A 15,108-nucleotide genomic window follows, 5' to 3' on the forward strand; every position below is an offset into this window, starting at 1 on the left:
GAGCAAGCGACTTTATTAAAGCGCTACTTTATCAGTACTGCTTTTGCTTTTTGCCAGCGCATATTCGGCTTGTGTCAACACCCGCACAGCGTCGCCGTCTTTTAAAGTGTCGGCGCCGCGCACCACCAGCTTGTCACCCGGCGTCAGGGCAGCGTCGACCTGCAGCCATTCGCCCTGGCCCTGACCCACTGTCACTTCCAGCCGTTTTACTTTTTGTCCGCCTTGCGGGTCCTGTTGCACCAAAAACACCGCATGTTGTTGTTTACCCAGCACTAAAGCGTCACGATGGACCACTGTACTTAACTTCGCTGTTGCTGTTGGCAAAGCCACACTGACCAGCTGCCCTACCGAAAAACGGTTGGCGCTGTCCGGCGTCACTGCCAGTCTGGCTTCAAAAGTCTGGGAGCGGACATCAGATACCGGGATCACTGAGCTCAGTTGCAGCTCAGTCTGGCCTTGTTGTTGATACACCAACAAACTTTGACCTGGCTGAATAAAAGCGGCATATGACAAAGGTGCAAACAGCCGCACTTCCAGATCGGTCAGGCTGACCAGCTGCAACAAAGTTTCACTGCGGCTGACTTCTTCCCCTTTCTGGTGATGACGTTGACTTACCACTCCGGCAAAAGGCGCTGTCACCACAGCACGACCCAGTTGATCCTGCACCTGTGCCAATGAAGCACGGTTCAGCTCAACATCGGCAAGCGCCAAATCACGATCCGCCTGCACCTGATCCAATTGAGTTTGTGAAATCAGCTGTTTGGCCACCAGGGTTTTTAGCCTGGCTAGTTCTTTATCCAGCCTGGCTGCATTAATTTGTGATCTTTTCAGCTGCGCCTGCAGCTCGTTGCTGCGCAGCTTCAGCGGTGTAGGGTCAAGCCGTGCCAGCACATCCCCTTGTGCCACCTGCTGGCCTGCTTCAGCAATCCAGTCCAGCCGGCCGTCGACACCCGCACTTAAATTCGACTGATAACGGCTATAAACCTGCCCCGACACCATCATCTGCGGGCTGATGGTTTGGCTTTGTACAGGCGCCACACTGACCACTTTAACCGGTGCAGTTTCGGCCTGAGCTAAAAACGCCGTGCCACCAAGCAGCAGCACCAACTGCAGACTGCCGGTCAGTTGTCGTTGCCATAAGGCGGCTTGCTGTAAAAACTTGTGGGTATTATTGAGCATGGTGTAAAGCTCCTGCTGTAGCTAAAGAGGTTGATGTGCGCTGCCAGCTGCCCAGATACAGCAGCGCGGGCATCAGAATTAACGTAAAGACTGCACTGAAGGTCATGCCACCGACAATCACTGTGGCAAGACCGCGGTAAATTTCACTGCCAACACCGGGCACCAGCATCAAAGGCAACATGCCAAAAATACTGGTGAGGGTGCTCATATAAATAGGTCGCGCCCGTACCCGCACAGCTTCACTAATGGCATCCAATGGGCTTAACCCCAGAGCTATACTGTCGCGGTATTGTTCCACCAGCAAAATGGCGTTATTGACCACCAGCCCAAGCAGAATGATAAAACCTATCATGGTCAGTAAATCCAGTGCCTGGAAGGTAAATAAATTCAAAAGCTTAAGCGCAACCACCCCACCTAATAACGACATTGGCATCGTTAGCACCACCAGCAAACTGGCTTTGACTGATTTAAACAAAGCAGCCATCAGCAAAAACAGAATAAACACAGCTATCACAAAGTTAACCGCCATAGTGTTAATGGCCGCCTCCAGCCGGTCAGCACTGCCACGAAAACCTATAGTTAAATCATCGCCCAATTGCTGGCGCAGCGGCAGCACTATGTCCTGCTGCAAAATAGCCATTACATCAGACAGCGCCATGTCGGCAGGTGGGGTAATTTGTAAACTGACAGTGCGCAGGCCATTCACCCGCAGCAAATTGGTTGGACCCACTGTACGTTGCAAACTGGTGAGCTGGCCTATGGTTTGTACCCCGGCTTGCGCTGTATAAAGCGGCATCGCCTGCAACTGTTCCGGTGTGGTCCATGGTATGGCCCGCAGAATAATATCCATACGTTCATTACCATCAAACTGCTCGCCTACGTAAATACCGTCTGTCATAGCGCGCACTGCGTTGGCCACGGTAAAACGGTCCACTCCGGCTTTGGCAATATTCATTTCGTCGGGCAAAATTTTCAGCTCCGGCTGATTTTGCGCCAGGCCAGGCTGCGCCTGCACATTGGCACCCGGAATTTTTTCCTGCACCAAGGCCATAGCAGCTGCCGCCTGTTGCATCAGCAGCTCACTGTCCGGCCCCTGAAAATCCAGATACAACTCACGGCCCGAATTAAAGCCAAAGTTCAACAACGAAGCGCGGAAACTAAAAGAGGTGGTATCTGGCAAATCTTTTAAAATTTCAGTGCGTAATAAGGTCAGCATATCGTCCACGGCACGGGGGTCTTCCGGGTAAATAAACAACACATTAAAAGCCGGGAACATCGACATGTTGTAACCTTTAATAGCCGGATATTTTTTATCCTGATAATAAGGTTTTAACCGTTCAACCAGCAGCTGGCCTATTTCCTGTTCCAGCACCTGAATATTGCCTCCGGGCGGCAGGGTAAAACCGGTAAAAATACCGTCAGAGTTGGCCTGGGGTAAAAAATCTGCTTTAGGTAATAACAACATAATCAACAAAATGCTGCCGGGTACAAACAACAACACCCAACCAACAGACTTTTTAACACTGCCTGTGAGCAACATCACGTGATGTGTCAGCCATTGCCAGAGTGGTAATAAAGGGTCAGGTTTGGCGTCTTGTTGTTTAAACAATAACATCGAAGCGACCGGAATGACGGTCAGCGCCACCAGCATCGAAGCCGAAACCGCCACCGCCAGCGTCAATGCCAGATCGTAAAACAGCTGGCCTTCCACCCCTTGCATAAAGAGCACCGGCAGAAAAATAGCCACCGTAGTGACAGTGGATGCAAACAATGCACCTTTGACCTGGGCTGTACCTTTTTTAATTGCCAGTAGCAGCCCCATGCCCTGTTGCTGCAACCGCACAATATTCTCCTGCACTATAATAGCGGCATCCAGCACCATACCGACCGCAAAAGCCAGGCCAGCCAGCGACACCACATTTAAACTGCGGCCAAACGCCTGCAGTATGATAAAAGCCACCAGTAAACAGACCGGAATGCTCAGACCAATCAGCAAAGTGGCTTTGATACCCCGCAAAAAATAAAACAGGATCAATAAACTCAGTGCCACCCCAAGCCATAAATTGGAGTTCACCAGCGCTATAGCACGGCGAATATGCACCGAAGCGTCAAAGCTAAGTTCCATTTCCAGCCCTTTGGCGGCCAGCACATCCCGGTTCAGCTCGGTAATGGCCAGGTTCACTTCATCCAGAATGGCCACAGTGTTGGAATTTTCACCACGCTCCAGCGTCAGGTAATAAGCAGGTAAACCGTTTCTTTTGGTAAAACCAGGCACTTCAGGGTAACCCACTTCCACTTCGGCAATTTCCGCCAAATAAACAGGCCGGCCCTGGTTATAAGAAATAATCATCTGGCCATAACTTTGTGCATCAAACTGGCCTTCAAAACGCACTGTATATTGGCGGCGGCCTACTTCAGCAAAACCACCTGACACATTACTGCTGCGGTTAATACTTTGCTGAATTTGTTCAATGCTGATGCCAAGGGCGGCCATTTTGTAAGGGTCAAAGGTAATATGCAGCTCTTTGGGCAAATCCGACGCCAACTCCACATTAGAAACACCGGAAATAGCCCGTAACCTGGGCCCGACATTGTCGCGGATCAGCTTTAAATAAGGACTAAAATCATCAGGAGCGCCCGGCGTCATTTGTTTGATCAGAATGGAGGCCACATTACCGCGGCCACTGCCGACATTAATCACCGGCTCTGCTGCTTCTCTGGGTCTTGGCGGCGCCTGATTTAACGCGTTAATCACATCCAGCATGGCGCGCTGCATGTCTTGCCCCACTTCAAAAGTTAACGCAATAGAGCCAAAACCAGGGCCAACATTACTCTGAATTTCCACTACACCAGGCACATTGCGTAAGGTGTTTTCCTGCGGTTCAATAATGGTGGCTTCCATTTCCTGCGGCGCAGCAGCGCGCCAGCCGTTATTAATAAAAATTTGTGGTCTGTCTAAATCCGGTAACAACTGCACCGGCAATTTCACTATGGCCAACAAACCAAATAACAGGATCAAAATAACCACCACCAGAGTGGCGGCCGGATTTTTACAACTGGCGCGGGTCAGGTTCATATCAGCGTCTTTGGAAATAGCGAATGGCCGGAGTATATGCAGTAGTAGGCAAAATCCCAGAAAAGGTTGGGACAAGCGGAAGATAAATTGCAACCAATTGTGACCAGACGTCACTGGTCTTAATTTAATTGCCACTGGTCGTTGTCGCGCGCTGGCTACAGCAAAATAAGCCATGCCAGTAGCAAGGGGCGGCCTTTAGAAAAACACCGGCCAAAAGCAAGCATCCGGTAAAATTATTGTTACTTTAGTAATTTACCAAATTGAGCTTCTCAGTTAGCATCACCCCTTTTATCGGCTTATCACAACCTGCACAATAGGGCCATTCACCCACGCAAGGAGCATCAGGTGTTATCTCGTTATTTATCGTTAAGTATCAGTCTGGCTATCACATCGGCCTCTGCCAGCACGCTGCCAGGCTCAGCTGATCTCACCAACCCCGATTACAACAGCTACCGTTTGATCCAACGGCCAGATGGCAGTATTCAACGTGAATTTGTCCAGGAGCCTGCCGACGGCACACAAAAATACATGATTGAATTGCGCGGCAAAGCCGTGTTGCCACGTTTGCAGCAGCACAACAAAACCACCAAGCTGCAACAGATAGCCGCACCTTTATTGCTGCAGGCTGAAAATCAGCTGAAGGCAGAACAACAACAACTGACCCAGGAACTGTTGCAGCAGCAGCTGATAAACGATGTGCATGCCAGCACCAGTCTGTTGTTCAACAGCCTGATAGTGTCGGCCAACCCGGCCGATATTGCCAAAATTGCCGCTTTGCCCAATGTTAAAAAAGTGCATGCCGACCACGAATTGCAGTTATACCGCGATAAGTCTATTCCACTGATCCTGGCTGACAAAGCATGGACACTCGAGGATAACAACGGCAGTGTACTTTCCGGTAAAGGCATCAGAGTGGGAGTTTTGGACAGCGGCATCGACTACACCCATCCTGATTTAGGCGGCTGTTTTGGCGATAGCTGCAAAGTAGCCGGCGGTTACGACTTTTACGATAACGACGCTGACCCCATCGACACCGAAGGCCATGGCACCCATGTGGCCGGTATTATTGCCGGTAATGGCACTGTAAAAGGGGTTGCGCCAGAGGCCACTTTGTACGCCTATCGGGTTTGTCACTATTATTGCCCAACCAGCGCTGTGATTCAGGCCTTAGAGCATGCAGCGGATCCGGATCAAAACTCACTGAGCAAAGATGCGCTGGATATAGTGAATTTAAGTTTAGGTGGACCAGGCAGCTTAGACGACCCTCTAACCATTGCCGCCAATAATGCCAGCAAAGCCGGTATGGTGGTGGTGGTTGCAGCCGGCAATGATGCTGAAGCCTACGATGCATTGGGCACACCGGGCAACGCCGAGTTGGCGATTACGGTAGCAGCCAGTTATTTGAATGACAAAATCACCGATTTTAGCTCCAGGGGCCCAAGCGCCAGTGACCTGATACTCAAACCTGATTTAGCTGCACCAGGCAACAATATTAACTCAACCATGCCAAATGGGCAGTTTCAGGGAAAAAGCGGCACTTCAATGGCCGCGCCACATGTGGCAGGCGCCGCAGCTTTGTTAAAACAACAAAACAACAACCGTACGCCGGATGAAATTAAATCCTTATTGGTAAATAGCAGTAAAAAACTGGATGAACCGGTTTCAGCAACAGGCAGTGGCCGGCTTGATGTGCTGGCAGCGGCGCAAAACAAGTTAATTTTCAGCCCCAGCTCTTTGTCCTTTGGCAAATTTGACGCGGAACAGCCTCTATGGACTTCAGCACGACAGTTAAAACTGCACAATAAAAGCCAAAGCAACGAAGTTCTGCAACTGAGCGTGCCAGATTTGCCATCAGGGGTTACAGTGCAAATTCTGGCGAATAATCAACCACAAACCCAAGTTACTATTGCACCTGGCGATTCTGTCGAATTGAGCCTACAACTCAGCGTTGACAGTTCAGTCTATCAAATACCCAATAACGTCCTGCTGGAAGATTTTGCCCTTGTGGTGCAAAACCAGCAACAACAGCAACAACGTGTTGCACTTGCTTTTCTTGTGTATAACCAGCTGCAGGTGGATAGCCCGCAATTTATTAATCGTCTGCAAATTTACAACCATAAAGGCGAGCGAAAGTTTAACGGCATCCTGGCAGCACAAAGCAAGCTTCGGCTGGCAAAAGCAGAAAGTTATGATTTTATTGCTGAATTTTACAGCGTCGACCAAATGCAGCTGGTTGTGCTGGAAAATCAACAGCTGGCCGACAGCGGCAGTATCCGGATAACTCCGGAACAGGCGGTGCATAAGCTGGAAGTCACTGCTGTGACTGACCCAAACGGAGTTACTATACCCACAGAGAATTTAGTAGGAGGTCTGAATTCGGTGGAAATTCGCCACCCAACCAAACCAGTGTTTTACAAAAAACTTTTTCGTCCTGTTAGCCCCATTGGCAGTGGCGGTGGCCCCATCATGTTTAAAGGTAAAACCCTGTGGGTGTCACCTTTTTCTTCACAGTATCAGTTAGCTGCATTTGCCAGCTGGAAACGGACAAACACCACTGCAAATGAGACTGAAATTTATACCTGGAATAGCCGTTTCCAGGGTATCTCAGCGCAGCAACAAGTTGCGCTAAATGCGGCCAAGATGCACCGTTTCCAGAGTGTTATTACACCGGATAATAGTCAAAGGTCCCTCACATTCGGCTATAAAAATGAACTTGCATTAGGAAAGGCTGCTTTTGCCCTCTCTGATTTGTCCGGCATTATTGGCTTTGGTGTGAATATTAGTACCCTTGATGCCAGACAAGCACATACCGTTCGCATCTATGGTCAGTCGTTAACTTTTGAACCTGTTTTTGGCACCGGCATTTTTAATCTAAATGTCACTGAGAAGGCTCCAACTGCCGGCCACGGGTATGTGAGTTCAGATTACCGTCGTTTTTGGGGAGAAAAAGGTACCGCAATCATTATGAGGGATTACGACACAGCATCTTTTAGCCCTGTGCTAAAATTTGCGGTCGTAGACAAAACAGGTGAACACCGACTGTCATTTCACCATCATTGGATATCGATGTCTGCCTATGCGTATCCGAATCATTTCATGTTATCGATGCAGCGTCGCGATATTTATAACAATCAATTCAACAATTACCCTTTAGCCCAACCAGAATTAGCATCATCGGTCACCTTACGGTGTAACATACAGCCAGCTGAGCCTGTCCGTTCGGATAACTTCAGTTTTAACCTTTACGGCGACTGTAAAACTGCAGATATTGAAGTAAAGTATCCTACTGCACTGGCAGAAATTGCGCAGGACTCTTACGGCAAAATAACCTTGATAAAACAATCGGCTAAAAGTTCACCATTGATCAGCGGGCTGAAATTTGGTGATGACCGGAGTGTCAGCCAACAACTTAGTCAAGGCCGCGGCTTTATTGAATTTCAGCTGGAAAAATCCGTGACTGGCAGCGCAGAAATTCATTATCAGGGCAAATGGCATCCGTTAAACTTACAAGCAACAACAGCGACCACAGAGCTGCAGCTTGATTACCGTGCCGAATTCAGCTTACCGGCAACTTCAGCTTTGGCATCATTTCGCATCAGGGCAGAACACAGTTCAGGTAACAAGACTGAATACCTGCTACAAAATGCCGCTATTGTCGGCCCCAAACCGGAAGACGCACTGCTGGCTGACAATGACAAAGACGGCCAGCCAAATGCTACAGACAAAGATGATGACAACGACAACATCAGTGATATTGATGAGCTTCGTTACAATCTTGATATTTATCAAAATGATAATAATGCCGACTATGACAGTGATGGTTTAACTAACCAGCAGGAATTAACCATGGGTACATTTCCTGATCTGGCGGATTCAGACCAGGATAAGTTGCCAGACGGATATGAACACCAAGCAGGATTTAATCCGCTAAATGCCACAGATGGTAACGCCGACCCTGATCGCGATTTGCTGACCAATGGCGAAGAGTATGTGCATAAAACTGATCCATATAAGGAGGACACTGACGACGATCTTATGCCAGATGGATTTGAAGTGTTGTTTGGTTTAAAACCACTGGATGCCACAGATGCCGGTGGAGATTTAGATAACGACGCTCTAACTAACCTGTATGAATTTAAGTACAGAACCAATCCAACCTCTGCGGACACAGACAAAGACGGTATGTCGGATGGTTTTGAAACGCAATTCGGTTTAAAGCCGTTGGATTATGAAGATGCCGAAAAGGATTTGGATAGGGACAATCTGAAGAATCTGGATGAATTTAAGCTAAACACCAATCCAACCAACGTAGATACTGACGGTGATACCATGCGTGATGGTTATGAGGTGCGCTACAATTTAAATCCGCTGGATAAAGCTGATGCCAACACAGATTTAGATCAGGACACACTGACTAACCTTCAAGAGTTTAAACAGCAAACCAACCCGAGATCTGCAGACACAGATAGCGACAGCATGCCTGACGGTTTTGAAGTGCAATATGGTTTAAGTCCGCTTAGTGCCACAGATGCAAACGCAGATCTTGATAATGACAAACTAAGCAACCTTGAGGAGTTCAAGCATAAAACCAACCCGACATTGGCAGACACCGACGGCGATCTGCTTCCTGACGGTTATGAAGTGCTATACAGCCTCAACCCGCTGGATGCTGCTGATGCCACGTCGGATAAAGATCAGGATGGTTTTACTGCGTTGCAGGAGCTTCAGACCGGCACCAACCCCACAGTTTCCGATAAAAAGTCCGGTGGTGGTTCCTCAGCTGGTGGAGCAACCACGAATGAAGGTGGTGGCGGTGGCGGCAGCATGGGCTTTAGCGTGCTGAGCCTGGCTGCAATCTGGTGTTATCGCAGGCAGTACCGGCAACAACACAAAACACAACAAGCCAACACACTGTTTTAATATCAAAAATTGGCAGAATCAGACGATAACAACCTGCTCCTGCCAAAGCAAAATGCCGCCACAGTGTTCAAGGCATAAAAAAACCGGCGTCTTTGGATGCCGGTTTTTTATTGAACTAAAACAGCAGCTGTACCTGCTATTTAATAAAAGAGGTGTGAGTCGGCCGGTAAGCCGGGTTTTGTTCTCTGTTGCCAGAGCGACAATCATTCCTCTAGGACGTACGTCACCGCACGCCTCAAGCAACCTACCCGCCCCCAACGCGGGCCGCGCCAATGGGGGCCTATTTGGTCTTGCTCCGGGTGGAGTTTACCGTGCCACGAACTGTTACCAGTCGCGCGGTGCGCTCTTACCGCACCCTTTCACCCTTACCTGATCCCACTTGCGTGGGCCATCGGCGGTTTGCTCTCTGTTGCACTGGTCGTAGGCTCGCGCCCCCCAGGCGTTACCTGGCACCCTGCCCTGTGGAGCCCGGACTTTCCTCCCCCTGCTTACGCAGGCAGCGATTGTCTTGGCCGACTCACGGCGCGCATTATACGCCAATTCGTTATTCAGGCCAGCAAAAGCTTTCTGGCCCTTGAACTGCCGTACTTTTGGCTTAGCTATTGAGCCATTTACGAAGTAGCGCGGTGCGGGTTTTGCTGCTGATCAAAGGCTCCGTCTGGCCGCGCATATACAGCGCCAGATTTTCTTTGCCATAAGGCTCCAGCCGTTCAATAAAGTTAATCTGGATAATGTCACTGCGATTAAGCTGAAAAAACCTTGTTGGATCTAAGCTTTCAGCCAGCTGCTGCACGTTGTTTTCACTGAGCATCAGGCTTTGGCCCTTTTCATCCTGCGCCAGCAAAATGCCTTTTACAGCGCGGATACAACTGATATTGGCCGCTTCCAGTAACTGCAAACCCTGGCCCTGCTTTAATAAAAACCGCTGGCGATAACCATGCTGTGGTGCTGCAGGTGCAGTAACAGACGCTGCGATATGCTGTTTTATCACAGCGGGCTGCGCCAAAGTCTCATCCTGCGCCAGCAGCTTCTTTTTTAGCTGCGCCAGTTGTGCCATGGTTTCGCTAAACACTTTATAAGTAAAAGGTTTGAGTAAATAACCCACAGCCTGATGTGAAAACGCCAACACGCCATAGTTGTTGTAAGAGGTGGTAAAAATAACAGGGCAAGGTATATCCAGCTGCGCCAAAGCGTTAAACACTGTGCCGTCTCTGAGTTCAATATCGGCAAAAATCAGCTGCAACAGCGGCAGCTCGTCCTGCTCAAAAAAAGCCAGCACTTCGGCCACTGAAGTTAACACAGCCACTATTTCAGCTTCTGGCTGGTACCTTTGAATAAAACCGGTTAGTTTTTCGGCGGCCAGAGGTTCATCTTCTATTACCAGTATTTTTTGCAAAAAATTCACCTTAAAACTGTTTTAACCATTGGCAGTGTGTTGTTGTTTATAAAGGACAAAGCGGTAAAGCCAGGCAAAACTCACCTTGTTGCTGCCTGACCTGAATATCGCGTTTAAATAACACCTGTGCACGTTGTTGTAAGTTTTTCAGCCCCAGTCCCGTCGAATCCGGTGCGTATAATTTTGGCTTTAGTGTATTGCGGACAGTCAAAAAGTCGTCTTCAAAGCGCAGCTGGATGTACAGCGGCTCTAATTGGCTGGCTTCGTTATGCTTGACCACATTTTCCAGCGCCAGCTGCAAAGCGCCGGGTAACATCAGCCACTGGCTGCTATTGATAGCGGCAAGCTCCAGATCCAATAAATAACTGTTGGCAAAACGCTGATTCAAAAGCGCCAGATAATCTTCGGCAAAATCCAGCTCCTGTGCCAGAGTGACCAATTGTGTGCTCTGATGTTGTAACTGATAACGGTAAATAGCGGTGAATTTTGCTAAAAAATCTTCTGCTTCATCGGCATTTTTATGAATAAGCGCCGACAACACATTAAGATTATTAAATAAAAAGTGCGGATCCATTTGTTGTTGCAACAGCTGTAGTTGTTGCTCGGCAGCGTTTTTTTCCGCCATTAACAACTGTTCCGCCTGCTGGCGCTGCTGTTTAAGCGCCTGTAATAACAACACAAAACCACCCACCAATAACTGCAACAAGGCGTACATCAGCATGTTTTTCAAAAGCAAGGTGGCGGAAAAAGGGTAACCCTGTAACTGCTCTAAACCTTGTTGCAGCAGCGTCATCAGGCCGACAAACAACAACATACTCAGGGCCAGCGTTTGCAAATATTGGCGACTGGCTTTACTAGGTTTGGGCAGGCGCTGATGTAAAAACCGGGTCAGGCCAAGCGCCAATAAACCCTGCATGGTTAGCCACACAGGCGCATCAAAATAATAATGCAGCGCTTTGCCAGGCGCTGTTTGCAACAGCGCCACATATAACCAGAATAAATGGGCAAATAGCAGCATACCCATCACCGGCTTGCCAAGCCGCTGCCAGAGCGGCTGTTGTTGGGTTGATTGCGCTTGTGGTGCTGTTTGCGCAGGCTCTGCGAATAAGGGGGGAGCTTTCATCATTTCAGGTCCTTCTGCTCTGGCAAACGTAAAATTTCAGCGCCTTTGTCGTCAAAAAACACCAGCTGAGGTTCGCCTTTGTCGTTGACCGCCATTTCAATTCGTTTTTTACCTGATGGATCATTGAGTTGCAACATGGCTTTGTTGTTGAATGTGCCATAAAAAGCGCGGCGCGCGCCATGAATAGAACCATCTTTTTTCACATCCAGCGCTTCAAGTTTGGCAATAGCGGTTTTGTCGCCTTTTTCTGCTGCCAGCGCCAGCTCCATATAAACATCAAAATCCAGTTGTGGCCGGTCGACAATATTTAAACCAGCGATCAACATGCCATCCTGCTCAATATGCTGCAAAGCCACCACCTGGTCCTGGTTATAACGGTCAAACGACAGATGCAGCCCATGTTCAATGTTGTCACCGACTTTTTTACCGCGGAAAATAAGACCACCGTTTTCTGTGCCTTCGTCGTTATAAAAAACCATGCCGGGGCGCTGACCCGGGTCAAACACCACTTTGCCTTGTTTAATGGCTTTGGGGGCATGGGCAGTGTTGGCCAGCACCAAGCGTGGATGACCGCTGGGTTCCATCACATTCAGTCGTTCTACATTGAGTTCGCGCACGCTGGTTTGGTCTTTTTGCAGAATTTGGGTTTGCACCGTCAGCGCCACCACAGCACAGCCAAGCACTATATTAATTGCCGTTTGCAGATAATTTGTTTTCATAAAAAGCTCCGTGTTCGGGTTTGGTTATCTCGAACTCAGAGTACTAACAGGCAGGCGATAGCCGCTGTCAAAACCAAACAGCGGCGGAAAAAAGGCCATAAAAGGAGGAAAAATAACGATAAAACACAGCCTGTCTCAGCTATGTGATTAAAAACCGGCATTAACTTTGTTACACAGGTCACTGTTACTTAAGTTATGGTTGTTAACACAGTCTGGTTTTAGATTGCAGAATTTTCAGGGCATTTAATGAAAGACCGCTAGCTTATAGAATACTAACGGTCTGTAGTGTTCTACCCTTGATTGTTTAGCAATATCAGGCACACACAAGCAGAATTCTGTTGAGAAAATTAACCGCCAGTTGTCTGTTCGGTTGTCCTTTTAGTGCGCGTTTCGACAACTTTCACTTCAAGCAGTAACTCTCCGCCTCTGGGACCAGGGCCATAGGTCAAAATTGTCACAATAGTGACTAGTTCATCGGCCGTCAGATATGACTCTGTTTGTGTAACCACCCGATACTCTCCATCCGCTAAATCCGGTGGGGTTTGCCCGTCAAATGACGGCAGAATACCAGTATTGATGTTTTTATCTGCGGTCTGGCTGGTTGCCAGTGCAGCTGCACCGGCAGGCACGTCTATGGTAAAGGCTTTTTTGGTCTGGCCGTCTGTTCCAATCCATTTTATAAACAATATATTGCCATCCCTGTGCTGAATAACACAGTCGCTGCGGCATTCATCCGCCAAAACGCTGCAACTACACAATAACAATAAACTTAAAACTGCAACACTCCGTTTAAACAACATAAAATTCTCCTTTTTTCGATTCACTTTGCATACTCATCATTTTAATAGGTGAGCCCAAAAAAGATGCAATGGTGTAGCGACTACTTCAACACACAATTAAAAGTGATACATAAAATCCCGGTAAGCAGATAACGTTTTGCTTACTTTCCAAGCAATCAAGGCATTTCATATCAATGTTGTGTAGCAGCTGTATTTTTCCGCACTAATCCGCCCTTTTATTTTTGACTTTAGCGCGGTTTTCTTCACATAAACCTATCAAAGGCAATTGACGCAGCACTTTCATCTGTGGGTCTACCAGCAGTTGATCTGTGCTTTTGAGCGCAACAGTGACAGCACCTTTGCCAAAATCCAGCAACTGGGTTTTACCATTGATGCTGATTTCAATCGGCATAGGGAACCGTTTTTTATTGGCTGTTAACCAGCTGAAAGTCACTGAATCGCCATTCTGTTGTTGTTTCAGCTCAGGCAAAGCCGCTTCATATAAATACACGTCAAATAACCACTGATAATCCCGGCCTGTGATACGGTTGACGATGGCGATAAATTCCTGAGTATTGCGATACCTGGGTGTAATCGGGTATTGCAGATTTGCTGTGTCGGCCGTGCCATACAGCAGCTCGCGGGTGGCTTGCCAAAAAGCTTCTTCACCAATCAAATTGCGTAAGGTATGTAAAGTCCAGCCGCCTTTGCCGTAAATATCCGGGTTAAAGGCCTGATCTGAAGTCACCACACCGCTGCGCACTATAGGGTCGCAGTTTTGTAACCCCAGATAAGACTTATACATCTGGTAGTGATAAGCACTGATACCCAGTTTATCCAGCGCATAAGCAGGTTGCATATACAGGCCAAAACCTTCATGTAACCAGGCGTCGTTCAGTTTTTCATGTGTCATCAGGTTGCCAAACCACTCGTGCGCCAACTCGTGATGCAATAGCCAGTCAAAACCATATTCGTCCCGTTTATAACCTTTGCCATAAGCGTTGACGGTTTGGTGTTCCATGCCCAAATGTGGAGTTTCCACCACACCCATTTTTTGATCGCCCCATGGATAAGGCCCTAACACCCGCTCATAAAATGCCAGCTGACCCCGCACATCATCTTTGATCAGCGTTTTGGCTTTATCGACATTTTCCGTCAGCGCCCAAAACTCTATAGGCACAGTGGCACCGTTAATGCTTTGATAAGTTTCAGAAATGCGGCTGTAAGGGCCAATATTCAGCGCAATATTGTAGTCACTGGCCGGTACTGTTAATAACCAGTCGAACCTTTGTTTATTGCCTGGCACTTCAGCTATTTTTTGTAAAACACCATTGGTGACTGCACTTAAACCTTTGGGCACCGTCAGTTTTATCTGCATCCGGTCGGCTTTGTCGCTGAAATGGTCTTTACATGGCCAGAATAAATCACAACCTTCGCCCTGCACCGCAGTGGCAATAAAATGCTCGCCTTTGGCAGTTTTGCTCCATACCGAACCACCGGCCCAGGGGGCGTTTTTCGCCACATGCGGTTTACCGCTGTAATACACTGCTACTTTTGCTGTGCTGCCTGAGGGCTGTTCGGCACCAAGTTCAATAGTAAGTACCCCGCCCAAGCGTTGGTATTGCGCTGTTTTACCGTTTACCTCAATCTTGCTGATGTCAAAACGGCTGTCGAGTTTGAGCTCCACCTGATCGCTGGGCGCGACCAACACAAATTCAGTTTCACCCCTACCTGCAATTTTTTGCTCGTCCGGAAATATTTCTAAATCAAGAGCATAACTTTTCACATCGGCTTTTTGCGCCACTTGCGATAACGGCTGGCCGGTGTTGCCAATCACCGGATCAAGCGGCGTGGTGCTACAACCAAACAGTGCCAGCGAAATAAGGCTCAGGCCAAAACCGGTTTTTTTCTTAAGC

Annotated in this window: 8 protein-coding genes and 1 other RNA gene; 1 reads left to right on the plus strand and 8 read right to left on the minus strand. The window is 48.2% G+C overall.

Features of this window, described 5'->3' with window-relative positions; genetic code table 11:
• Window positions 1-15 precede the first annotated feature (15 nt).
• Both RCH83_RS09690 and RCH83_RS09695 read right to left on the minus strand, forming a co-directional pair.
• Entirely contained in the window at window positions 16-1,179 is a 1,164-nt protein-coding gene (locus RCH83_RS09690; RefSeq protein ID WP_306521431.1) for an efflux RND transporter periplasmic adaptor subunit, read from the minus strand.
• Entirely contained in the window at window positions 1,169-4,255 is a 3,087-nt protein-coding gene (locus tag RCH83_RS09695) for an efflux RND transporter permease subunit (RefSeq protein ID WP_306521433.1), read from the minus strand. Before RCH83_RS09695 ends, RCH83_RS09690 begins: the two co-directional genes overlap by 11 nt.
• A gap of 345 nt (window positions 4,256-4,600) precedes the next feature.
• On the opposite strand from RCH83_RS09695, the gene RCH83_RS09700 reads away from it, so the two are divergent.
• Complete coding sequence (locus tag RCH83_RS09700; protein WP_306521435.1) at window positions 4,601-9,175, plus strand: S8 family serine peptidase; 4,575 nt, start codon at window positions 4,601-4,603, stop codon at window positions 9,173-9,175.
• Window positions 9,176-9,326: 151 nt separating this feature from the next.
• Here the strand turns inward: RCH83_RS09700 and rnpB are convergent.
• The 6 genes from rnpB to RCH83_RS09730 all read right to left on the minus strand — a co-directional run.
• Window positions 9,327-9,695: RNase P RNA component class A (rnpB, locus tag RCH83_RS09705), an RNA gene on the minus strand.
• A gap of 75 nt (window positions 9,696-9,770) precedes the next feature.
• On the minus strand, window positions 9,771-10,571 hold the full coding sequence (locus RCH83_RS09710) for a LytTR family DNA-binding domain-containing protein (RefSeq protein WP_306521437.1): 801 nt from the start codon (window positions 10,569-10,571) through the stop codon (window positions 9,771-9,773).
• A gap of 46 nt (window positions 10,572-10,617) precedes the next feature.
• Window positions 10,618-11,694 (minus strand): sensor histidine kinase, encoded by a 1,077-nt coding sequence (locus tag RCH83_RS09715; protein ID WP_306521439.1) that lies wholly within the window; start codon window positions 11,692-11,694, stop codon window positions 10,618-10,620.
• Entirely contained in the window at window positions 11,694-12,413 is a 720-nt protein-coding gene (locus RCH83_RS09720) for a hypothetical protein (RefSeq protein WP_306521441.1), read from the minus strand. Before RCH83_RS09720 ends, RCH83_RS09715 begins: the two co-directional genes overlap by 1 nt.
• Before the next feature lie 347 nt (window positions 12,414-12,760).
• Window positions 12,761-13,213 (minus strand): hypothetical protein, encoded by a 453-nt coding sequence (locus RCH83_RS09725; RefSeq protein ID WP_306521443.1) that lies wholly within the window; start codon window positions 13,211-13,213, stop codon window positions 12,761-12,763.
• A 202-nt stretch (window positions 13,214-13,415) separates the two neighbouring features.
• The coding region (locus RCH83_RS09730; RefSeq protein ID WP_306521445.1) for a M1 family metallopeptidase at window positions 13,416-15,108 on the minus strand (1,693 nt) is incomplete at its 5' end.

This window comes from Rheinheimera sp. (genome assembly GCF_030824435.1).
In the GTDB taxonomy this organism is placed as follows: Bacteria; Pseudomonadota; Gammaproteobacteria; order Enterobacterales; family Alteromonadaceae; genus Pararheinheimera.

Excerpts from the sequence above, each read along its gene's own strand:
- RCH83_RS09690 (WP_306521431.1), bottom strand. The coding sequence starts at position 1,179 with ATGCTCAATAATACCCACAAGTTTTTACAGCAAGCCGCCTTATGGCAA.
- RCH83_RS09695 (WP_306521433.1), bottom strand. The coding sequence starts at position 4,255 with ATGAACCTGACCCGCGCCAGTTGTAAAAATCCGGCCGCCACTCTGGTG.
- RCH83_RS09715 (WP_306521439.1), bottom strand. The coding sequence starts at position 11,694 with ATGAAAGCTCCCCCCTTATTCGCAGAGCCTGCGCAAACAGCACCACAA.
- RCH83_RS09720 (WP_306521441.1), bottom strand. The coding sequence starts at position 12,413 with ATGAAAACAAATTATCTGCAAACGGCAATTAATATAGTGCTTGGCTGT.
- RCH83_RS09725 (WP_306521443.1), bottom strand. The coding sequence starts at position 13,213 with ATGTTGTTTAAACGGAGTGTTGCAGTTTTAAGTTTATTGTTATTGTGT.